This window comes from Acinetobacter sp. LoGeW2-3 (assembly GCF_002688565.1).
Classification (GTDB): domain Bacteria; phylum Pseudomonadota; class Gammaproteobacteria; order Pseudomonadales; family Moraxellaceae; genus Acinetobacter.
The window spans coordinates 1,730,104-1,751,224 of sequence record NZ_CP024011.1; the positions used below are offsets into that span (position 1 = coordinate 1,730,104).

22 protein-coding genes are annotated in these 21,121 nt (G+C 39.8%); 19 read left to right on the forward strand and 3 right to left on the reverse strand.

Annotated elements, in window-relative coordinates; translation table 11 throughout:
- Window positions 1–6 precede the first annotated feature (6 nt).
- Window positions 7–1,131, forward strand: a complete 1,125-nt coding sequence (locus BS636_RS08310) for an NADH:flavin oxidoreductase/NADH oxidase (RefSeq protein ID WP_099338332.1) — start codon at window positions 7–9, stop codon at window positions 1,129–1,131.
- A gap of 80 nt (window positions 1,132–1,211) precedes the next feature.
- Window positions 1,212–2,147 (forward strand): AEC family transporter, encoded by a 936-nt coding sequence (locus tag BS636_RS08315; protein WP_099338333.1) that lies wholly within the window; start codon window positions 1,212–1,214, stop codon window positions 2,145–2,147.
- Window positions 2,148–2,195: 48 nt separating this feature from the next.
- Here BS636_RS08315 and BS636_RS08320 read toward each other — a convergent pair whose 3' ends face one another.
- Entirely contained in the window at window positions 2,196–3,014 is an 819-nt protein-coding gene (locus BS636_RS08320) for a tetratricopeptide repeat protein (RefSeq protein WP_099338334.1), read from the reverse strand.
- A 227-nt stretch (window positions 3,015–3,241) separates the two neighbouring features.
- On the opposite strand from BS636_RS08320, the gene BS636_RS08325 reads away from it, so the two are divergent.
- Window positions 3,242–3,493: a hypothetical protein gene (locus BS636_RS08325; RefSeq protein WP_099338335.1), complete on the forward strand. Its 252-nt coding sequence runs from the start codon at window positions 3,242–3,244 to the stop codon at window positions 3,491–3,493.
- A 43-nt stretch (window positions 3,494–3,536) separates the two neighbouring features.
- Here the strand turns inward: BS636_RS08325 and BS636_RS08330 are convergent, their stop codons facing one another.
- On the reverse strand, window positions 3,537–4,262 hold the full coding sequence (locus BS636_RS08330) for a YgfZ/GcvT domain-containing protein (RefSeq protein WP_099338336.1): 726 nt from the start codon (window positions 4,260–4,262) through the stop codon (window positions 3,537–3,539).
- Window positions 4,263–4,378: 116 nt separating this feature from the next.
- Window positions 4,379–6,526, reverse strand: coding sequence for a multicopper oxidase family protein (locus BS636_RS08335; RefSeq protein WP_099338337.1), 2,148 nt, complete (start codon window positions 6,524–6,526; stop codon window positions 4,379–4,381).
- A 760-nt stretch (window positions 6,527–7,286) separates the two neighbouring features.
- Here BS636_RS08335 and acnD point away from each other — a divergent pair.
- The 16 genes from acnD (at window position 7,287) to BS636_RS08415 (ending at window position 21,090) form a co-directional block, all read left to right on the forward strand.
- Window positions 7,287–9,893 carry a Fe/S-dependent 2-methylisocitrate dehydratase AcnD gene (gene acnD / locus BS636_RS08340; protein ID WP_099338338.1) on the forward strand — a complete coding sequence of 869 codons (2,607 nt, stop codon included), beginning with the start codon at window positions 7,287–7,289 and terminating at the stop codon, window positions 9,891–9,893.
- Between the two features lie 97 nt (window positions 9,894–9,990).
- Entirely contained in the window at window positions 9,991–10,884 is an 894-nt protein-coding gene (locus BS636_RS08345; RefSeq protein WP_150128995.1) for a hypothetical protein, read from the forward strand.
- A 111-nt stretch (window positions 10,885–10,995) separates the two neighbouring features.
- Window positions 10,996–11,130, forward strand: a complete 135-nt coding sequence (locus BS636_RS16475) for a zinc ribbon-containing protein (RefSeq protein WP_228206890.1) — start codon at window positions 10,996–10,998, stop codon at window positions 11,128–11,130.
- Window positions 11,131–11,255: 125 nt separating this feature from the next.
- Entirely contained in the window at window positions 11,256–11,834 is a 579-nt protein-coding gene (locus tag BS636_RS08355; RefSeq protein ID WP_099338341.1) for a DUF4126 domain-containing protein, read from the forward strand.
- 187 nt (window positions 11,835–12,021) lie between these two features.
- Window positions 12,022–12,234, forward strand: coding sequence for a hypothetical protein (locus BS636_RS08360; RefSeq protein WP_099338342.1), 213 nt, complete (start codon window positions 12,022–12,024; stop codon window positions 12,232–12,234).
- A gap of 143 nt (window positions 12,235–12,377) precedes the next feature.
- A complete protein-coding gene (locus BS636_RS08365; RefSeq protein WP_099338343.1) occupies window positions 12,378–13,076 on the forward strand; it encodes a hypothetical protein in 699 nt (232 codons plus the stop codon).
- 128 nt (window positions 13,077–13,204) lie between these two features.
- Window positions 13,205–13,462: a hypothetical protein gene (locus tag BS636_RS08370; protein ID WP_099338344.1), complete on the forward strand. Its 258-nt coding sequence runs from the start codon at window positions 13,205–13,207 to the stop codon at window positions 13,460–13,462.
- 544 nt (window positions 13,463–14,006) lie between these two features.
- The gene (locus BS636_RS08375; protein WP_099339633.1) at window positions 14,007–14,246 is read left to right on the forward strand and encodes a DUF6868 family protein; all 240 of its coding nucleotides are present in this window, start codon (window positions 14,007–14,009) and stop codon (window positions 14,244–14,246) included.
- Between the two features lie 139 nt (window positions 14,247–14,385).
- Window positions 14,386–15,099, forward strand: a complete 714-nt coding sequence (locus BS636_RS08380) for an SIMPL domain-containing protein (protein WP_099338345.1) — start codon at window positions 14,386–14,388, stop codon at window positions 15,097–15,099.
- Window positions 15,100–15,839: 740 nt separating this feature from the next.
- A complete protein-coding gene (locus BS636_RS08385) occupies window positions 15,840–16,298 on the forward strand; it encodes a hypothetical protein (protein ID WP_099338346.1) in 459 nt (152 codons plus the stop codon).
- A gap of 90 nt (window positions 16,299–16,388) precedes the next feature.
- Window positions 16,389–17,054 carry an RluA family pseudouridine synthase gene (locus tag BS636_RS08390; protein WP_099338347.1) on the forward strand — a complete coding sequence of 222 codons (666 nt, stop codon included), beginning with the start codon at window positions 16,389–16,391 and terminating at the stop codon, window positions 17,052–17,054.
- Window positions 17,055–17,642: 588 nt separating this feature from the next.
- On the forward strand, window positions 17,643–18,575 hold the full coding sequence (locus BS636_RS08395) for a DUF4041 domain-containing protein (RefSeq protein WP_099338348.1): 933 nt from the start codon (window positions 17,643–17,645) through the stop codon (window positions 18,573–18,575).
- Window positions 18,576–18,833: 258 nt separating this feature from the next.
- A complete protein-coding gene (locus BS636_RS08400; RefSeq protein ID WP_099338349.1) occupies window positions 18,834–19,220 on the forward strand; it encodes a ribonuclease E inhibitor RraB in 387 nt (128 codons plus the stop codon).
- A 244-nt stretch (window positions 19,221–19,464) separates the two neighbouring features.
- Window positions 19,465–19,803, forward strand: a complete 339-nt coding sequence (locus tag BS636_RS08405) for a zinc ribbon domain-containing protein YjdM (RefSeq protein WP_099338350.1) — start codon at window positions 19,465–19,467, stop codon at window positions 19,801–19,803.
- Window positions 19,804–19,942: 139 nt separating this feature from the next.
- On the forward strand, window positions 19,943–20,305 hold the full coding sequence (locus tag BS636_RS08410; protein ID WP_099338351.1) for a 5-carboxymethyl-2-hydroxymuconate Delta-isomerase: 363 nt from the start codon (window positions 19,943–19,945) through the stop codon (window positions 20,303–20,305).
- 314 nt (window positions 20,306–20,619) lie between these two features.
- Window positions 20,620–21,090 carry a YybH family protein gene (locus BS636_RS08415; protein ID WP_099338352.1) on the forward strand — a complete coding sequence of 157 codons (471 nt, stop codon included), beginning with the start codon at window positions 20,620–20,622 and terminating at the stop codon, window positions 21,088–21,090.
- The last annotated feature ends 31 nt before the right edge of the window (window positions 21,091–21,121 follow it).

Sequence of the window (21,121 nt, forward strand, 5' to 3'; positions counted from 1 at the left end):
TACTGCGTGACATTACTATTTCAACCCATTCAGTTTGGATCACTGAAACTTGATAACAAAATTGTAATCGCTCCGATGTGCCAGTACTCTGCAACCGAGCAGGGCGAAGTTACCTATTGGCATGAGCAGCAATGGGCCAATTATGCCTTGTCTGGCGCCGGCTTATGTATTGTGGAAGCAACTGCTGTACAACCAGAAGGCCGGATTAGCTATGCAGATTTGGGATTGTGGAATGATACCCAGGCAGCGCAGATCAAGACTTTACTTGAAAAGGTAAGATCTCTTTCTCCAATGCCTTTTGCGATTCAGCTGGCACATGCCGGACGCAAAGCCTCTACAGATAAACCTTGGGAAGGTAAGGGGCAGATTGCGCCAGATCAGCCTTTAGGTTGGCAAACTGTTTCTGCCAGTGATATTCCTTTTCAAGCACATGAACACCCACCGAAATCATTGAGTATGGATGAAATCCAGCAAGTCATTCAGGACTTTGCTGCCAGCGCCACACGTGCTGTGGAAGCAGGATTTGAGTTGATCGAACTGCATGCAGCACATGGTTATTTGCTGCATCAGTTTATGTCACCTCTGTCGAATCAGCGCGAGGATCAATATGGTGGTTCATTCGAAAACCGGATTCGCCTGACATTAGAAGTTTTTAAAGCAATGAAAGATGCAGTGCCAGAAGGCTATCCAATTGGTGTACGTATTTCTGCAACGGACTGGATGGATGGTGTAGAAAGCTGGGATGTAGACTCTTCTGTTGAACTATCCAAAGCACTAGAAAAGCTGGGCGCAGTCTATATTCATGTTTCGAGTGCGGGTTTGCATATCGATCAAAAAATTGATGTGCATCCGAATTATCAAGTTCCTTTTGCAGAAGCGATTAAAAAGGCAGTCAATATTCCAGTGATTGCAGTTGGATTGATTACAGAAGCGCTGCAGGCAGAAGGAATTCTGCAATATGGACAGGCGGATGCTATCGCAGTTGCTCGTGCCATTTTGTATGATCCACGCTGGCCATGGCATGCAGCTGCGACACTCGGTGAAACTGTAGAAGTGACCCCTCAGTATTTGCGTTGTCAGCCACATGGTTTGCGCGATCTGCTTAAGCCTTTCTCCTCAGGGCATAAATAAAATTGCTTTATAAGAGTGGAAGTTAATCGTTCAGGGATGAACATATCAGGGAACCATGCAGTATAACTGCAGACAATTTAATGTTATTCAGTATTCTATTTCCAATTTGCGCAGTGGTATTTTTAGGTTATATCGCTGCACGTACCCAATTTATTACACCATCACTGATTACGGCGATGAGTCAGTTTGTGATGAAGATTTCCTTGCCGGCTTTTCTGTTACAAGCCTTGGCGAGCAAAAATCTTAGCGATATCTGGAGTCCGCAGTATTTTGTTGCCTATGCAGGTGGTTCACTGCTGCTGTATGCACTGGTATTTTTCTGCTGCCGCTATTTCTTTAAAGCATCTCTCACTGAGTCTAGTGTACTTGCCATGGGCGGTTCCATGTCCAATACCGGATTTATCGGCACAGCGATTCTGACCTTATTGATTGGTTCGCATTCAGCAATTTATCTTTCGTTGACTCTTATTGTCGAAAACTTGCTGATCGTGACCTTGATGCTGGTTCTGGCTGAACGTGGTCTACAAGCACCGGGTACAGCTGGTAAAAGTATCCTGACCGGAACACTACTACGGATCTTCAAAAATCCGGTGATCCTTTCAATCATGCTGGGGATTCTGTGCATATTATTAAATATTAAACTGCCAGAATTACTGACCTATACTTTGAAAATGCTGGGACAAACTGCATCGCCACTAGCCTTATTTGTGATTGGCGGAAGCCTGATTGGCATGAATCTAAGATCACTTACGACCTTTAGCTGGTTCCTGACTACAATGAAAGTCATTGTGATGCCTTTGCTGATTTTCAGTTTATTATGGGCTTTTGATGTCAGTCGAGAGATGCTCTTTATCGGCACATTGCTGGCTGCTTTACCCATGCCAATAGCCTTTGGGATCTTTGCACAGCACTATGGGGTGCAAGAAAAAGCGCTGCCGCCATTGGTACTCAGTACCTTAATGGGATTTATTGCGGTGGCCGTCATCCTGACCCAATCGGAATATTATCTGAATTAAAAATAGCAATAAAAAAGCCCCTAATTTGGGACTTTTTTATATTCGAACTTAGCTTTTCTTTTGCGCCGTTGGTTGGGCAGGTTTCTTGCCTTGTTCCGCAATCATTTTCTCTACTGCTGCCAAAGATTCTTTGGCTTGAGGAATGTTTTCCTGCGCTAAAGCACTAAAGATCTTCTTCGCTTCAGGCAGGTTTTGCGGCACGATATTGCCATTGGCAAACATATTCGCCACGGCCATCAGGGCAGGGATATAACCTTTCTTGGCAAGATCCTGAATCGAGCTTAAGCCTTGTTGAATGGGCTTCTCATCTTTATTTTTAAAGCCTAGGCTGATGTCATACAGGGCTTTGGCATGAACTGCCTGAAAATTATCTTTTTTGATCAATGGCTGGAGTTTTTTCAGCGCTTGCTGGTCAGAAGCAGGTTTTCCTTCAGCAAAAAGTAACACTGCCAGATCCACAGTGGCATCATCAAAACCTGCATTGGATGCACGTTCCAAATATTGTTTAGCTTTGGTCAGATCCTGTTTCAGACCAAGTGTACCACCCGCATAGTTTTTACCTAGTACGTAGTTGGCAACAGGATAGCCCTTGCTTGCCGACTGTTCATATAGCTGTATTGCTTTTTTCTCATTCTTCACTGTACCTTGGCCAGTCTGTGTTAAATAGCCTAAGTTATACATGGCTTGAGCATTGCCTTTTTGGGCTAGCTCATTGAGTAGGGTGTGAGCACCTTTAAAGTCATTGGCTTTGACTAAGGCTTCAACCTTGGCAAATTGAGGATCGACTGCTTCAGCTTTGGTATCTGCATTAGCAAGTGCATATTGAGATGAAACCGCGAGCATCGCAGCAAATATTATTTTTTTCATGGTTCCTGGACCTTGTTGTATGCAACACCTGATTCCGTGGTGTTTTTTAAATTATTACAGCTACATCATAAGATGATTTTATACTTTGTAAATATCCTAATTGTCACGAAATACAAATATAATTGATGATAATGAAGAGAAAATGAAGACTGTCTTGACAACAAAACTTTGAAATTCTCTCAATCTCTGATTAAATCCGCGTTCGAGCCATGAAGAAGGGTTAAACAATGTTTATTAAAGGCATTAAACGTGCATACGATCAAATCAGCAAAGATGAGAGCATCGCTGATGAAGATAAATTTGATGCGTTACTCATACGATTGGGTCAAAACTTTTTAGTCAGCAATGAAGACCGTGTATATATTTTCGAGCATGAAGGTAAAACTGCACGTTTCGATGCAAAACATGCGCGCGCTTTTCATTTTAAAGATTATGTGATTAAAGACATGAATAAACTGTTTCATGACTTTAATCTTTAATAAAAAAATCCTCCACTTAGGAGGATTTTTTTATTAAAGTGGATTACTGAGGACGAGCTACATCACCACTGAGTGCCTCAGGTAGATCAAGTACAGTTAGACCTAATTCAGTAATCGCTTCAGGTTTGGCAACCACCAGCGCTTTAAAGCCGCCCTCAACATTCACACTATTTACGACCTCTACATCATTATTCAGCTTGCTTGCGACAGCAGGTGCTTCACCTGTACCTTGAACCAGATGCAGCCAGTGTTTTGGTTTAGCTTTAAACCATAAACGTGCAATGACTTCCTGACCCAGATAACAACCTTTATCATAATGTACGCCTTCACGTTGATGCAGGCGCAGTTCCTGTGGCTGGAATTGTTCCGCAGTTGCTGCCTGAACCCAAGCCTGACCTGATTCTATTGCAGCAAGTTCCCACGCCTGAATATCCGTTGTTTCAGGACCAAACTCGGTATGAATGCCTGTAGCAACTGGATAGACTGGACCAGCTTCTTCCAGCTTCATTTTCGAGAAAGCACCAAACTTGCGAATGTGCTTGGCAAAGTCTTCGGCCTGATCAGCAGTCACAACAATTTCAAAGCTTTCAGAATCAATTTTTTTCAGCCATAAACCAAACTGAATACGTCCTTTTAAGCTACAGATCGCAGTATAACGCGTCTGATTTTTAGCCAAAGCTTCAGCATTTAAAGTCACTTGACCTTGCAGGAATTTTTGCGCATCTACACCCTTTAAAGTGAATGATGTAAAAGCAGTAGACGTTGCCATGATAAGCCTCAGTTTTAATACCACAAATCAATCAGACTATTGTGCAGCAAGGCTTATCATGAGGCAAATAAAAAAGCCCGCAATATCAATTACAGGCTTTTAGTCAAACGAGAGGATTAATGATGACTGTGATCATCACCATGGTGATCCGGTAAAGGTGAATCACAAGGAAATTCACCACCACAGACTCGTACATATTCCATCATGCCCTGATCTTCATGATCGAGGATATGACAATGCTGTACGAAGTCACCTTCAAACTTTTTATAGTGGCTCCGAACGATAACTTCATAACCCGGCTTAACAAAGATCGTATCTTTAAACTGTCCTTTTAAGCCCCGATATTGGACATCGTCCAGACCATTTGGATCTGATACAGATGCAGATATTGGCTCACTAACATCCTTTTTATCAAGATTTAAAATTTTAACAATCTGGAATGGATTGACATGGATATGGAAAGGATGTCCTAAGTTTGCACTACTAAGTACCCATTCATCGACTTTTCCTATTTCTAGCTTCCGCACATATTTTCCGCCTACGACACTGGCTCCCTCAAATGACTCACCAAAACGATAGATACCAGAATGATCACTATGACGGTAACCAAATCTAGGATTTGCGCCAAAAGCAGCATCAAAAGTAGAGAGTTGTTGAGGTCTATCCTTAATTAAATTATCTATTTCTTTAGTCATCAGTGATGAATGATCAGTAAAAGCAGATAAATCAAGTTGAGCTAATTGGTTTTGAACCTCTTTACTTAAGCCGATTTTTTGTGCTTGATCTTTTAAAAACTGAGCAGCAGTTTGGGCCTTTGATTTAGTAGATTTAACATTTACCCAGCCAAGCAGTTGCGCATTTAACTCGCTGTTAGGAGATAATTGCGGAGTGATTCTGCCAGGAGTTCCAGTATTAATTTCATCATCAATATTTAATCTTGAATCAAAAATGCAGTACTTGTTGGTCGTTGGAAAGTTGACCATAGCATCATGACGATAGCCTGGCTGGAACACGGAAAGTGTACGGGTCTGAGCCTTAGGCATAGTCAAACCATCTTGAGCAATAGTGTGTACTGGCAGGCTGGTCAGTTTATCAAACGCAGCTTTTGTGGCTGGAATGAGTGTATCTCCTTGATAGGACAGGCAAGCGTCAACCGTTTGTTTCGCAGTATATTTGCTCGAGTTAGGTAATTCTTTAATTATTAAACCAATGGTGTCCCTGACACCGCCATGAATCATACGCCAACGATTAAATTCATTTTGATTGACCTGAATTTCACCCAATACTTTGCCATTAATTGAAGTGTAATAGTTATTAATCCCCCAAGAGTTGAAGCTATTTAAACCGACGTAGTCTTCCATAGTTCCTACGCCTATACCTTTACAATTATTGGTGTTTAAAGAATCTCCTTTTGCATCAGTACAATCATACTGAATTTGCTGAAATACAAGAATGTTTTCATTAGGGTAACTGTTTTTAGCTTTATCTTTCCATAAGATATCAATATCACCTGTATCAGTGACCTTACCATTCTTAACTTTAGGGACACGGCTACCCTCTACAATTAAAGGTCCTGCCATACCACTAGATACCTGGATCGCAGTTGAACCATGTAAATGCGCATGGTACCAGTAGGTGCCCGCCGGATGACTTGGCTCAATTTTATATTGATAATCAAAATTTGCCTGTGGTGCAATTTTCAGGAATACATTGTCGCTGTTGCCTTGAGGGCTAACCCAAAAGCCATGAGTATGTAAATTCGTTGTATTAAAACAATGAGGAATATTTGGGTCGGAATTTGTAAGGCAGCTGTCTAGTGTTTCATCTGGTAACTGGTTATTTAAATTAATCGATAAGGTTTCACCCTGTTTAACCCGAATCTGTGGGCCAACCAGTTCATCGACAATGCCTGTTTCCCTAGACGCTTTTTTGTTGAATAAACTGGCTTTGGTTAAGTAGCCCCTAACCAATAATTGATCCCATTGATTTTCTCGAGGATTATAAATCTTATTAGTTTTATAGGCTGCGACCAGTTCGTATTTACCTTTGGCTCCTTTCTGCAGTAATGGTGGATTACTAATGAGGGAATCCGAGCCACCCTGTTGTGGAGGAGAAGGGGGAGAAGGTGTTTCCGGCTTGGTAGGATGAGTAGGAGTAGGTTTAGTCGGATTGTATGGATCGGAAGGTTTTTTCCCTCCATTCCAACTGGAAACCAAAATTGCTACGACAGCAGTAATGATTCCAATAATGGCGATCTGCAACATGTTATTCACCTTTATTCATTTTTTTATGTTGTATGTTGTTGTTATGAAGCAATTACTGCTTAGGTTTACTGAAATGTTTTAAGGCTGAATATCACCAAATTGGGATATGTAGATGGATGGCAATGAAAGATCAAAACTAATCAAGCAATAAGTCATAAATAAGATGTATTAAGCTTTTGAATTCATGACTATGTTTAAAATAATTTTCAAAAAATCATGGGTTGTAAAAAAACTTAAAAAAAGTAAGGGATTTTAATCTGGTTACTTTAATTTGCAGAATCTTAGGTACCAAGCTCATATTGTGTTTCTCTAAAAAATAAAAAGAAACGAAGTGAAAGCTGGAAAATTTATAGGTGGTGCTGTTCATTTTAGATATATAGAAAAGAGTCAAAATGATCTATTGGGCCGTCCTATTTCAGCCAAAAGATTAAGGACATTTAAAATTGTCTTTTCCATCTAAAGTATAAAAAAGGCCATACCACTAATCGTAAATAAGCCTATTTTTTGATCTAAAAAGCTATTCTCATACTAAAGAATAAGAAGGATTTTCCCTGTTTTTTCTAAAAAATAAGGATTTAGAGCATTTATTCCAAAGAATATGTAACTAATTTTTGCAAAATTGCTGATTTTTATATGTAAGTTTATGAAATATAAAAGATTTGGGAAATGGCTTTTCAACAGTGTACTATGCCTGCAAACGATGTGAAACATCGATAACAAGTATGCAGTAAAGAAGAACGATTCAAGAGGCAGGTAAGCTATGAACAACAACTACCGTAAACCGCTGCAAGGTACCCAGCTAGAATATTACGATGTGCGTCAAGCCGTTGAAGATATTCAGCCAGGCGCATATGCCAAACTTCCATATACCTCCAAAGTGCTGGTAGAGCAGTTGGTGCGCCGTTGCGAGCCTGCGATTTTAGAACAGTCTTTACGTCAGCTGATTGAACGTAAACAAGAACATGATTTCCCTTGGTATCCAGCGCGTGTGGTGTGTCATGACATCTTGGGGCAAACGGCATTGGTAGATCTTGCTGGTCTGCGTGATGCGATTGCTGATCAGGGCGGTGATCCATCCAAAGTCAATCCAGTAGTACCGACTCAGCTGATTGTTGATCACTCGCTAGCAGTAGAATATGGTGGTTTCGATCCGAATGCATTTGAGAAAAACCGTGCGGTAGAAGACCGCCGTAATGAAGACCGTTTCCATTTTATTGAGTGGACCAAAACCGCTTTTGAAAATGTCGATGTGATTCCAGCTGGTAACGGCATCATGCATCAGATCAATCTGGAAAAAATGTCACCCGTGATTCAGAACCGTGATGGTGTCGCATTCCCGGATACCTGTGTGGGTACAGACTCTCATACCCCACATACCGATGCATTAGGCGTGATTTCAGTCGGTGTCGGTGGTTTGGAAGCTGAAAACGTTATGCTGGGCCGTGCATCGTGGATGCGTCTACCAGATATTATCGGTGTCGAACTGGTAGGACAACGTCAGCCGGGCATTACAGCAACGGATATTGTATTGGCTTTAACTGAATTCCTGCGTAAGGAACGTGTGGTTGGAGCTTATCTGGAATTCTTCGGTGAAGGCGCAGACAGCATGTCAGTCGGAGATCGTGCCACGATCTCCAATATGACTCCAGAATATGGCGCAACTGCGGCCATGTTCTATATCGATCAAAACACCATTGATTATCTGACCCTGACTGGTCGTGAGTCTGAGCAGGTGAAACTGGTTGAAACTTATGCCAAGGAAATTGGTCTGTGGTCATCTGAAATGACTCAGGCAGAATACCCACGTGTACTGCGTTTTGACCTATCTACCGTAACTCGTAACATCGCTGGTCCTTCAAATCCGCATGCGCGTGTATCAACGTCTGACCTGAAAGAAAAAGGTATTGCGGGTGTGGTAGAAAACCGCACTGATGGCTTGATGCCAGATGGTGCAATCATTATCGCGGCAATTACCTCGTGTACCAATACCTCAAACCCGCGTAATACTGTGGCAGCGGGCTTATTGGCACGTAAGGCCAATGAGTTAGGTTTAACCCGTAAACCGTGGGTGAAATCTTCATTTGCCCCGGGTTCTAAAGCAGCTGCTCTTTACCTGGAAGAAGCCAGCGTACTGAAAGATCTGGAAAAACTGGGCTTTGGTATTGTGGCTTATGCTTGTACCACCTGTAACGGGATGTCGGGTGCACTTGATCCGAAGATTCAGCAAGAAATTATTGACCGTGACCTGTATGCGACTGCGGTATTGTCGGGTAACCGTAACTTCGATGGCCGTATCCATCCTTATGCGAAGCAGGCTTTCCTGGCATCTCCACCGTTAGTGGTGGCGTATGCGATTGCCGGTACGATCCGTTTTGATATCGAGAAAGATGCCCTAGGCACAGACAAAGATGGCAATCCGATTTACCTGAAAGACATCTGGCCATCGGATGACGAAATTGATGCACTGGTAAAAGAGTCAGTGAAACCAGAACAATTCAAGAAAGTTTATATTCCAATGTTTGATCTGGGTGAGCGTGAGCAGGCTGCAAGTCCGCTGTATGATTGGCGTCCGCAAAGTACTTATATCCGCCGTCCGCCATATTGGGAAGGGGCATTGGCTGCACCGCGTACCCTTGCAAATATGCGTCCGTTAGCAATCCTGGGCGATAACATCACCACTGATCATTTATCTCCATCGAATGCGATTGTGCGTGATTCGGCAGCGGGTGAATATCTGGCGAAAATGGGTGTGCCTGAAGAAGACTTTAACTCTTATGCAACGCACCGTGGTGATCACCTGACTGCGCAGCGTGCAACTCTGGCGAATCCGAAGCTGTATAACGAGATGGTGGTACGTTCTGACGGTACCATTAAGCAAGGTTCTAAAGCGCGTGTAGAGCCGGAAGGTGAAGTGATGCGTATGTGGGAAGCGATTGAAACCTACATGAACCGTAAGCAACCACTCATCATTGTTGCAGGTAAAGATTATGGTCAGGGTTCAAGCCGTGACTGGGCTGCGAAAGGTGTGCGTCTTGCAGGTGTTGAAGCGATTGTGGCTGAGGGTTTTGAGCGTATTCACCGTACGAACTTGGTCGGTATGGGCGTGCTTCCGCTTGAGTTTAAGCCGGGTACAGACCGTAAGACCTTAAAGCTAGATGGTACTGAGCTGTATAGCGTAATTGGTAATATTGCACCACGTTCGACTTTGACTCTGGTGATTGAGCGTTCAACCACTGATGGTAAAAATGAAGTGGTAAAAGTGCCTGTAACTTGTCGTCTGGATACCGAAGAAGAGGTTTCTGTGTATGAAGCGGGTGGGGTATTACAACGCTTTGCACAGGATTTCTTGGAAGGGAATGTAGCTTAACTTTTCTAGTTACTAGTAAAAATCTCCCCTAACCCCTCTTTAGAAAAGAGGGGGAACTCCCTCCTTTTAAAAGGAGGGTTGGGGTGGATTAAAGTTATTGAAATTGTTTAAAAAAGATCCTAGTTTTTTTAAGGATCTTTTTTATTGTTTATCGAAAATATTTACTATGAAGAGAAAAATAGTTGTATTAAACACAGCTAAAGAATTATTTGAGAAAGTTTCTTTAGACTATCAAAATTTGTATGTTGAATATGAAGATAATATTGAATTCGAACAATATTTTGAATTGTCTCCTGAAGATTATTTGAAGTTTGCAAAACAGGATTTGAAATCTAAGGATAATAGAGGACATATCAATGCTCTATCTAATGCTAAAAGAGCAATTGATTGTTTAGTAGAGAATGTGCTGAAAAATTTTGAAATTAATCCTAAAAAAATTAATAAAGTGGCATTGGATTTTTGTGAAGAGGTATTAGGAGAGGAAGCAAAAGAAATAAACCCTCAATCTTTACGTCTTTTTACTGCCTTGGGATTATCACCAAGTCTGTTAGTAACTGAAACAAGAAATTTAAGAAATAAAGTTGAACATGAGTTTAGCGATCCTAATTTATCTGATGTAAAGAGGTCTTTTGAGGTTGCTGAATTGTTGATTAACAATTTGAAAGCTAAAGAACTCTATTCTTGTTCAATAGATTTATCTGATATTCACAAAAATGGAAATACACAGTATGGAGAAATTACCGGAATTAGGTTTGCTTCACGTGTTTGGGCAGCAACTAAGACAAATGGAAGGTTTGAATTATCTTTTTATGGTATAAAAGAAAATGTATATATCTACGTTTTAAATCAAGAAGATAAAATATTTTATTATTATTTAAGAGCTATGTTTATGGCACGTTTCGATTTAGATGATTTTGACCTTTGTATAAAAAAAATTATAAAAGAATTAAATCCTGATCTAAACATAGATAGCTTAAAGATCAAATTTTAAAATATAGCTTCGCCCATCTGCCAAAAATCTGTAACAAAAAGGACAATCCTCATTCGCAAGTTGAGGACTATACTTTGTTTACCACTTTCTAAACACTCATGGAGAACAAAGATGGTTATGGCTGGCTCTAAACCCGGAACAGGCTTCTATTTTTGTGCACAGTGCGGCAAACGCACTTACTTAGAAATTGGTACAGATCCTTTACCCCCATGTACCAAATGCCTCTGCAATCAATTTAAAAAATAATATTGCAAACGCTAAAAACTAAAGCAGACACCCTCTGTTTTAATAAAAGCCCTATTACTCCATAGGGCTTTTTTGTTAGCTTATAAAAGTGGCAAGATAATGCAAGCAACAAAAGGAAAGCCAGTATGGAAACAATATTAGGATTATGTATTGGCATTGGACTCAGTGCAGCGTGTGGCTTTCGTATTTTTGTGCCTTTGCTGGTGATGAGTATCGCGTGTAATCTGAACTGGTTTGAACCGATCCAGGGTTTTGGCTGGCTGGCATTGCCATCGGTATGCCTGACACTAGGCATCGCGACCTTGTGTGAAATCGCCGCTTATTATATTCCCTGGGTAGACAATATTCTCGACACCATTGCAACTCCCGCAGCTGTAGTTGCCGGAACAGTATCCACAATGGCGGTGAGTAGTGGGGAAATGTCGCAGTTTGTGGCTTGGGCAACGGCACTCATTGTGGGTGGGGGAACTGCCGGAGCCGTGCAGTTTGGTACTGTGGCACTACGAGGATTATCGACTGCTACCACAGGCGGGGCGGGTAATCCGGTTATTTCTACGGGGGAATGGATCAGTGCAGTCTTGATCTCGATATTGTCATTTTTGGTACCTGTATTGATGGTTGTGGCATTTATTATTGCTGCCATCTGGTTCGTACGCTGGTTTAAACAGATCAAGAAAAATAAGTCCGATCCTGGTATTGTTTAGATCATCTAAGTCGCTGTTCTAACAGTCTAAAATTAAATAATGAGTTCATGAAAAAGAGCAAAAAAACGCTATAAGATGATTGATTTTTGTTCATATAAGGCATAATTTCAGTATAGGATTAATAAACACATACTTTTATTATGGTTTTAATTCTTACCTTGATAAAAACGAATATGGGGGAGTTTGCATGGAGATGATCAAGTTTGTGATTGATGAGCATACGACGGACAATGGTGCACATCTGATCCATAATTCAACAATGGGGTGTGAAGATTTACCTGAGACTGATGCTCAGATTCTGATTGGTTACTTTGCCAATTATGATCTGGCCTATAAGCGTGCACGCATGAACTGGCCCAGAGAAAAGGTGACCGGTTGTGAAAAATGCTGTAAAGCTTAAATTTAGGAATCAATCCGTAATTAAGATTCTAAGACATTGAGAGTTTTGATCCTACCATCGTGTAGGGTCATTTCATTTATGCTTTCATGTTTTTGTGTTAAAAATAATAGCTAACATGTGCCAATACATATGGGATCAGGAAAATGAAAATCGCAAAACTTGCAGTTTTATGCAGTGCAGTAATGTTGATTTCTGATGCAGTGGTGGCGCAAGAAGCATTAACGCCGAAGCAGCGCCAATCACAACAAAATGAAAAAACCTTTCAAGCCTATATCCCTCAACATTATTCATTCTTTGAAGCGGTCAAAGGTGACTTAAATAAAGATGGCGTGCAGGATGCTGTACTGATCGTTAAAGCCACAGATCCCAAAGCATTAGTGGAAGATGAATACCGCGGTACATTGGACCGAAACCGCCGTGGGATCATTGTCCTGCTGGGTCAGAAGGGCAATAGCACCTATAAACAGTTCCTGCAAAACCTGAACTGTTTCAGCTCAGATCAGGAAGATGGTGGGGTGTATTATCCACCTGAGCTGGTGCCAGAAATTAAAAAAGGACTATTAGAGCTGAATTATCAGCATGGCCGTTATGGCTATTGGGTTTATAAATTCCGTCTTCAGAATCAGGATATGCGACTGATTGGCTATGACCAGTTTTCTCATAGTGGGCCATTGCTGGAGTCAAAAACCAGTATCAATCTGCTGACTGGCAAACGCATCTACAGTAAGAACTTAAGCACAGATCCGGAAGGAAAACCAAAATTTAAAGAAACCCATTCAATTCATCAGCAGGCACCGATTTACTTATCAAAAGTTAAAGATTTTGATGAACTGACATTTTAAATATCCAACTGCTTGAAATTGGCGCACATTTTGCAATTTATTTAGCCTAAGGAGGCAAAGCTTCATCTATTGGTAGGGCTTTGACTTATTACAGTGCAATTTATGCATCATAAAGAGGGCAATCGAGTATGGATATCACCAATCACGTTTCTGAATCCCCGAAATTATCGCTTTCTGCACATGCCTGTGCGGCATGGTCGCTGATCTTTGTGCCTTTTTGTGGTGCAATTGGCCTAGTCTATTTTGCGCTGGCTTATCTGATTAACCTGAAAGTTCTGACCTCTGAATTAAGCAAAATGAATAAAGTGCTGGCAGTGATTATGTCCGGGATGTGCGCAATGAGTGGCTGGTGGTTTACCGCACAATGGTTACAGGGCACTTTTTAAGGTAAAAAAGAATAAAAATGACCGTAAATAAATTCCGATAAAGCTCATTTTTACAGAATAAAACGTCATAAAAATGAGCCAATGAGATTTATTTCTCTGATTTATATTCTAGGGCGGAATAATTTTTCAAAAATTAAAAAAAAGAAGAAAACATAGGAAATTAATCCCGTACGCTCAAGGCTAATATATGCCTCAAGGGTGTGACGGGATCGGAAAGAGTAGCATGCTGTGAGCGGCGCAAAACGCGAGAGCAGTACTTACCCAAAAGGTCTTGATCCGGCTTAGGACGCTATGAACCAGAAGTTTGTAGGCTATAAGATCAATTCTTACAAAGATTGATAGTTGAAGTAAACCATCACGAGTTTTCCCAACACCCTAAAAAATTCTCCAGTAAAGCCAATCAGAAAATATAAAAACTAATAAAAATCTTCCTAATTTATTTTCCTCCAAATCCCAAGATCGTATTACATCAGCCATGTCTTTTCATTCAACCAATTTATGTTAGTTTATTATTTAAACGATATCCTTTAGGCAGGGAATCATGATGGAAATTGATTTCTGGCGGCAATTTTTATTGTATGCATTGCTTATTAACTACAGCATATTGCTGCTGTGGTTTCTGATGATTATTTTTACCAGGAATTGGGTCAAACAGTTGCATGGAAAATGGTTTCAGCTATCGGATGTGACTTTTGATGCCATTCATTATGGTGGTATGGCATTCTACAAGATCGGCATTCTTCTGTTTAATCTCACACCTTTGCTGACCTTATATTTGATGTAAATTCAGCAGGAAATATAGGTTGGAAACTTTCAAGGACATGCTTTCAACCAGTGGTCAAATAGTGATATCAAGGCCAAATTCAACCAATTAAAATTGTAAAACTAACAATAACAAGATCGCTAAAAAGGAGTTCAGGCCAATGAATCAGTTCAAACCCGCCCTGATTTTAGGTGCATTCATCGGCTTAGGGATGATTATTGCCGGATGGATTCTGGGTAATAGTGCCGTCAAGATTAAACAGTATGAGCGGATTGTCTCGGTCAAGGGACTATCAGAACGTGAGGTCAAGGCAAATGTGGCAGTCTGGCCGATTCGCTTTAGTTCCGCTAGTCAGGATCTGACTCAGCTGTATGACATGATGGAATTGCAAACCCAGCAAATCCAAACTTTTCTGAAAGGTGAAGGCTTTAAAGCTGAGGAAATTACCACAGGCGCACCCGTCACCACCGATAAATACGCGCAGCAATATGGTGGCGATGCCAATGTCGCACTACGTTATACCGCGCATCAAACCATTACTGTTTATACCCATAACATTGATGCAGTACGGGCAGCACAAACCCGTTTGGCGGAACTAGGCAAAAAAGGCATTGCTTTCGGTGGCGATGATTCTGGACAACGCACTGAATATCTCTTTACTGGCTTGAATGATATCAAACCGGCCATGATTGAACAGGCAACCCAAAATGCGCGTAGCGTGGCAGAAAAGTTTGCAGCCGATTCACAAAGCCGCTTAGGGAAAATCAAAACTGCCAATCAGGGCCTGTTTAGTATTGAAGACCGTGACAGTAATACACCGTATCTTAAGAGGGTTCGCGTGGTATCTACAGTCGATTACTATCTGGCAGATTAAATTACGCTAATGAGGGTGAAAAGAAGTCTATAGAAATTGCTCATCAGTATAAGATCAGGATGGATATAATTCTCATAAATTCTGTTTTAATGGCAATAAAAAATCAGGTTTATAGCTTAAAAGATAAAATATTCTTTAATTAAAACTGTAGAAGAAAAAATTTCCTGCAAAGAAGTGAAAATAAAAAATCTTAGGGAATTAATCCCGCACGCTCAAGGCTACTATATATCTCAAGGGTGTGACGGGATCGGAAAGAGTGGCATGCAGTGAGCGGCGCAAAACGCGAGAGCAGTACTTACCCAAAAGGTCTTGATCCGGCTTAGGACGCTATGAACCAGAAGTTTATAGGCTATAAGATCAATTCTTACAAAGATTGATAGTTGAAGTAACTTCCCCATACCCTAAAAAATTCTGCATCGAATAAAATATAAAAATACTTTTGAATGAGTTGATTAATCCAGATAAAAAGCTTTTCTTACACTCCCTTTGATTAAAAAGACTTCTCTTTTTTCATACTTAAAACTTTCTCTTCTTCTATTTTAATTATCCTGAAATAGCGATAAGTCTCAATATTTGCTGAAATTCGCAGAGATATACTTAGATTTTCTAGATTCTGTGAAGCAATTCTATAATTTTTATTTCTTACAAATATGCTTAAAATTTAATCATTTTAAAATTAAATAATAAAAATCATATGTTAATGATAGTATAAAATTTGATCAATTTTAGATAGGCCGCTTATGACGAATTATGAAGTAGAGATAAGTTATCCTCACCAAGACAGTAGCAGTAATGGCTTACAAGTCGAGACTTTAGCTTCTGAAGAGGTACTGGCTAAATTTAATAGCATGAACTGGAACCAGTTATTGATTCTACAACTGCAAATGCAAACAGGTAAGACCACTTTTACTGTGACGAATACAGATTCAGGACAATCGATCCAGATTACCTTGAATGAATTGTCTAATTCCCAACAGCTCGAATTTAAACTTGAAAGTGATATTCAGGTTGAAGGGGTGAACAAAAGCTTGTTCGGTTTTCTTGGCTTTAAGGGCAAGAACTACGTGTCTTATAGAGAACTGAACTTGAAACAGACACAGGCGATTCTCGATCATTTTGTGACTGGCAATATAGAAGCGATCAAACAGCAGTATCAGAGCAGCTTGAATCAGGTCAGTCAAATAGCAAGCCGAGCATAATCTTCCGAATCAAATCCCTGTAAAAGTTCAGATTGACACACTAGATTGACATTGTTATTTTGCGCATCTTTCTCCTCATGCACTTGCACCATGCCACTGAACGACGACTTTGTTTACTGTCCACCTCAAGATCCATTAAAAATTCTCTATGAAGATGATGATCTAGTGGTCATTGAAAAGCCTGCGGGTTTATTGTCGGTACCCGGTCGTCTGCCAGAGCATCATGACAGTGCTTATTTACGTGTACGTGAGCAGTTTCCAGAAGCACGAATCACTCATCGTCTGGATATGGCTACTTCCGGGATTCTGATGTTTGCCAAGCATCGTGATGCGGAAGTGGCAGTCAGTAAAATGTTTCAGGCGCGAACCGTGAACAAGCATTATATTGCTTTGGTACAGGGGAAACTGGTAGGTGAGGGTGAAGTCAATGCACCGCTGATCACGGACTGGGAAAACCGTCCACGTCAGATGGTACATACGGAATTGGGCAAGCCGTCTAAAACACTGTATCAGGTGTTAAATTATGACGCGGCACAAGATATTAGTCGTGTATTACTGACACCGATTACCGGACGCTCACATCAATTACGTGTGCATATGATGCATATTGGACATCCCATTACCGGTGATAAAATCTATCATCCTGAACCACAGCGTAGTCCACTACAACGTATGGCACTACATGCTAGTTATCTTGCTTTTACCCAACCTTTAAGTAATCAGCCAGTAGAAATACATGGTATTGTGCCTTTCTAATAATTTTTCATATACAAGTATATGTTTTATAAGGCTATATTTAATTTTGGAGTGGATGATCATTTACCCATTGATGTGACTAAAATGTGAGAAAATATTTCAGAACTTATTGTTTTAAGGGATAAAATCACTGTTATTTTGATCTAAAAATACTGTATGTAACAATAGTTATCTGCTTTGTTAAATTATGTAAATTAATTAGATTATCTATCTTAATATTGCTTTTTAGAGAAAGTAAAAATTTAAAAGATGATCAAAAAATGATAAATATAAGTAATTGTTATTAAAGTGTATTTATTTTAAATATTATTTTTAATATTGGGTTAATTAAATTTTGTAATTTAAATCAATAGGTTATTATTTATCATTTATAGCTAATAAATACTTAATACTTTTTATGCTCCCATTGGTGCAAAACTTCAAAGGATATAACGGTAAAATTCAACAAAATATTTAATATTATTAAGTATTTATTCTTGAATTCTGGTGGTAGGATTTTTACACGAATCAGGGCAAAATACTCTTCTTAGAATAAAAATTTTGAAGCACTTTTTTCTTTTTTATATTTTTCTAATTAGGGCATGGACGATGTTGAGTATTGTTTTATTAGTTCTGGTGGGGATGTTATCTGGCGTATTAGTGGTCACACTAAACAAATTAAAATCCTTGCGCGGAAACCTCGATGTTTTACAGGACAATCTGGATCATGCACGTCATAAGCTGACTGAGTATGAACAACAGGTAGAAGATAGTGATTACGAGCTGTCTCAGTTACGTGTGCAGGTGAGCGGTTTGCGCACTACCTTGGATAAATATAAGAAATATCAAGAAATCTGCGAAATCGAACAATATGTGATTAACCGTACTTTGCAGGCAGAAAATTTTGTTGAAATGACCAAGGTCGATGCTTCGATCATGGTCGATGACATCAAAGGCTATATTGAGCGGGTTAAGGCATTTGTAGAAGATTATCAGACTAAGGCCATTCAGAAGGTAGATCAGCAGGCAAGAGAGAAACTGCAACGCTACTACAAACAGGCAGAACAAGAATATCGCCTGCAGGATGTTGTCAGTGCCTTGGAGCATAAAATTCATGGTTATCAGCAAGGATTCTCGCTGGCAGCTAGAGATGTTTTGACTGAACTAATTGATGGCTATCAGGAGCAGGATGCTGCAAGACAGTTACAGGAGATTCGTCAGCAGATTGAGCAGGCGGCTCAAAATAAAAAAGTTGCAAAGTGTAACTATGTCGATGAGGATCGCCGCAATACCACTATTGATATGATCAGTCTGGCATTTAACAGTCGTGCCGATCTGTATTTGTCCCGTTTAACTATAGATAACCTGGGGCTGATGCTGCAAGCACTGCAAGATGATTTTCATTTGATTAATTATAAAGGGCAGGATCTGAGTCAGGCCAGTATTCAGCAATCGTATCTGGATCTACGCTTGCAAGAACTGAAATTCGCAGCCTTGCTTCTAGAATTAAAAAAAGTACCAGTACTCACTGAAGCTATTTAAATAACTGAGTCAACTAAGTCAAAAAACTTATGCTGACAAATAGGGGATGAAAGCATCTCCTAGATAAATAGTTAGAGTGCATTTACCTGGAACAAAGAGAAAAATACTTTCAAGTATCTAAATCCAATTTGATATATAAAATCAGTCGGTTAAAAAAACAAGAAGAATAAAAAAATATCATTCTCCCTATCGTATCCTGTATAAAAATCAGCTAATCTAATTTGTATAATAAAACGGCAGCATAATAAGGACAGCCCTATGTCACGTGATTATCAGCAGTTCCCCGATGATGAAAATGGCAATGTACTCTGGCAGATGTTTCAGGATGGTGATGATCTGACTGAGGCACATGAAATTGAGTTTTCGATTGCATTTAATGAAGAATCCCAGGCAGATCGCTGTGCCTTGCACCTGTTAAAAGAAGAACAAAAAATCAGTCTGTTCCAGGATGAAGAAAGTGACACACTCGAATGGGTGATCACGATTTTTGTCTACATGGAACCGAGTTACGAGGATATTGTCGATCTGGAGCAATGGTTTACCAAAATTGCCAGTGAATTCGGTGGTGTTTACGACGGCTGGGGCTGCATGGCCTATGTTTATGATGACATCGATGATGATGAAGATACGCCTTTAAGCAGCTAAAACTAAGGCGAATTTCTAAAGCTAATTGAAGATCATAAAGCTCAGCTATGCTGGGCTTTTCTTTATATAGATCAAAAAATTTTCCAGTTTCTTAATGAAAAAATTCCAAAGAGGAATTTAAGTTAATATTGTTTGGATTACTGAGAAAAAATCGCATAAATTAAATCCATATAAAAGATAATGTATAAAATGCTATAATGAGTTTTTGATTTATTCATTTCTTATTTTTATTTTTGAGGTTCTTATGAGTCTACCCCATTGTCCTAAATGCCAGTCTGAATACACTTACGAAGATGGGGATTTGCTGATCTGTCCTGAATGTTCGCATGAATGGAAAGAGGGTGAGGACACAGAAGAGCAGGTCGTGATCAAGGATGCTAACGGTAATGTCCTTGCTGATGGTGACAGTGTAACAGTGATTAAAGACCTGAAAATCAAGGGTTCATCATCTGTTGTGAAAGTTGGTACCAAAGTAAAAAGTATTCGCCTATTGCCAGATGCAGCAGATGGTCATGATATTGACTGTAAAATTGACGGCATTGGCGCAATGAAGCTTAAATCAGAATATGTGAAAAAAGCATAATTCGGTCCTGATCTGCTTCATCTAAATAAGGTTAGAACCAGAATGGCGGTTTAAAAATAAGCCGTCTTCACCTAGCTGGGCTTACATTTCATTTTACTCAGGGCATAATGAAGGAAAAACACCGAGTCAATAAAATCTCATGCCTCATCTTCATATTGAATATTCAGACAATATCCAGAACCTAGATGTCAAGCCAATGCTACTTGGGATTCATCAGGCCTTATGTGCTGCAAATTATATTCAGAATCCGAATGATCTAAAGAGTCGGGCAATTTGCCAGCAGGATTATGTGATAGGAGTAGATCTAAATACTACCCAGGCCTATGTGCATGCGAAAGTATCTTTATTGTCAGGTCGCAGTTCTGAGTTGAAACAGGCAATTTCCCAGTGCGTATTACAAGTACTGCAACAGCATGTGCCGGTACAACCAGGTTTAACTGTACAGCTTTGTGTAGAAATCCTAGATATGCCAAAGGACTGCTATAGCAAAGCTATTATTTAACTTTAGTTCAAACAATACTTGTATACCATTGGAATTATGAGTATTGTTTTTCAGAATTGTCATCGTGTGGCAATAATTAGAATTTAAAAGTTAAAAATAACTTCGCTAAGATCGAATTGACTGAGTCCATCTGCATGTTTTACGGAAGGTAGTTTGCTAAATAATAAATTGAAATCCAAAAATGGACTCTAAGAGTCTTTTTATAATATTTAATGATTTTCGCCAGTAAAAGTTTTAGTGCTGTAACTTCAAGGGGTTCTATTGAGTAGCTTACAGTGATTGTTTGACCATTTAAAAAATATAAGAGAATAAGGATGAAAATAATTGGGGATCCATCTTTAGGTAAAGAAATTGTAGCTTTATTACATGAGTGGGATGGGGCTATTACTTGCTTAGATATTCAAACTGCGCTTAAGTTGTGTGCGCCAGATGTCAGGTTTTTTGATTTAAGTACAGAAGTTCATGGGCTGGAAGCTTATGAACAGAAATGGAATCTCTACAAGCCTTATATGCTTCATGGAGTGACCATACAGCGGCATGATGTGACCATTCATGTAGAACCTAATTTAGCTTTCATTCATGGTTATGTAAAACTTACACCAGAAAATGCTGAAAAAATCCAATGGCTTCCCTCAGTGAAGTGGTGTCGTACTAGCTTATGTTTGAGAAAAGAACAAGGTCAGTGGAAGATGGTACATCAGCATATTTCTGTGCCAGTAGAAATTCAAACAGGAAGCATGCAGGTTTTGGATTTAGACGTAGAAAAGAAAGAAGCTATCGTCTAGTTCAAGAATTTTAAATCTTTATTAATATTTA

Bases quoted from the DNA above. Each gene is read 5' to 3' on its own strand.
- BS636_RS08315 (WP_099338333.1), top strand. From the start codon at position 1,212: ATGTTATTCAGTATTCTATTTCCAATTTGCGCAGTGGTATTTTTAGGT.
- BS636_RS08320 (WP_099338334.1), bottom strand. From the start codon at position 3,014: ATGAAAAAAATAATATTTGCTGCGATGCTCGCGGTTTCATCTCAATAT.
- BS636_RS08325 (WP_099338335.1), top strand. From the start codon at position 3,242: ATGTTTATTAAAGGCATTAAACGTGCATACGATCAAATCAGCAAAGAT.
- BS636_RS08330 (WP_099338336.1), bottom strand. From the start codon at position 4,262: ATGGCAACGTCTACTGCTTTTACATCATTCACTTTAAAGGGTGTAGAT.
- BS636_RS08335 (WP_099338337.1), bottom strand. From the start codon at position 6,526: ATGTTGCAGATCGCCATTATTGGAATCATTACTGCTGTCGTAGCAATT.
- acnD (WP_099338338.1), top strand. From the start codon at position 7,287: ATGAACAACAACTACCGTAAACCGCTGCAAGGTACCCAGCTAGAATAT.
- BS636_RS16475 (WP_228206890.1), top strand. From the start codon at position 10,996: ATGGTTATGGCTGGCTCTAAACCCGGAACAGGCTTCTATTTTTGTGCA.
- BS636_RS08355 (WP_099338341.1), top strand. From the start codon at position 11,256: ATGGAAACAATATTAGGATTATGTATTGGCATTGGACTCAGTGCAGCG.
- BS636_RS08360 (WP_099338342.1), top strand. From the start codon at position 12,022: ATGGAGATGATCAAGTTTGTGATTGATGAGCATACGACGGACAATGGT.
- BS636_RS08365 (WP_099338343.1), top strand. From the start codon at position 12,378: ATGAAAATCGCAAAACTTGCAGTTTTATGCAGTGCAGTAATGTTGATT.
- BS636_RS08370 (WP_099338344.1), top strand. From the start codon at position 13,205: ATGGATATCACCAATCACGTTTCTGAATCCCCGAAATTATCGCTTTCT.
- BS636_RS08375 (WP_099339633.1), top strand. From the start codon at position 14,007: ATGGAAATTGATTTCTGGCGGCAATTTTTATTGTATGCATTGCTTATT.
- BS636_RS08380 (WP_099338345.1), top strand. From the start codon at position 14,386: ATGAATCAGTTCAAACCCGCCCTGATTTTAGGTGCATTCATCGGCTTA.
- BS636_RS08385 (WP_099338346.1), top strand. From the start codon at position 15,840: ATGACGAATTATGAAGTAGAGATAAGTTATCCTCACCAAGACAGTAGC.
- BS636_RS08390 (WP_099338347.1), top strand. From the start codon at position 16,389: ATGCCACTGAACGACGACTTTGTTTACTGTCCACCTCAAGATCCATTA.
- BS636_RS08395 (WP_099338348.1), top strand. From the start codon at position 17,643: ATGTTGAGTATTGTTTTATTAGTTCTGGTGGGGATGTTATCTGGCGTA.
- BS636_RS08400 (WP_099338349.1), top strand. From the start codon at position 18,834: ATGTCACGTGATTATCAGCAGTTCCCCGATGATGAAAATGGCAATGTA.
- BS636_RS08405 (WP_099338350.1), top strand. From the start codon at position 19,465: ATGAGTCTACCCCATTGTCCTAAATGCCAGTCTGAATACACTTACGAA.
- BS636_RS08410 (WP_099338351.1), top strand. From the start codon at position 19,943: ATGCCTCATCTTCATATTGAATATTCAGACAATATCCAGAACCTAGAT.
- BS636_RS08415 (WP_099338352.1), top strand. From the start codon at position 20,620: ATGAAAATAATTGGGGATCCATCTTTAGGTAAAGAAATTGTAGCTTTA.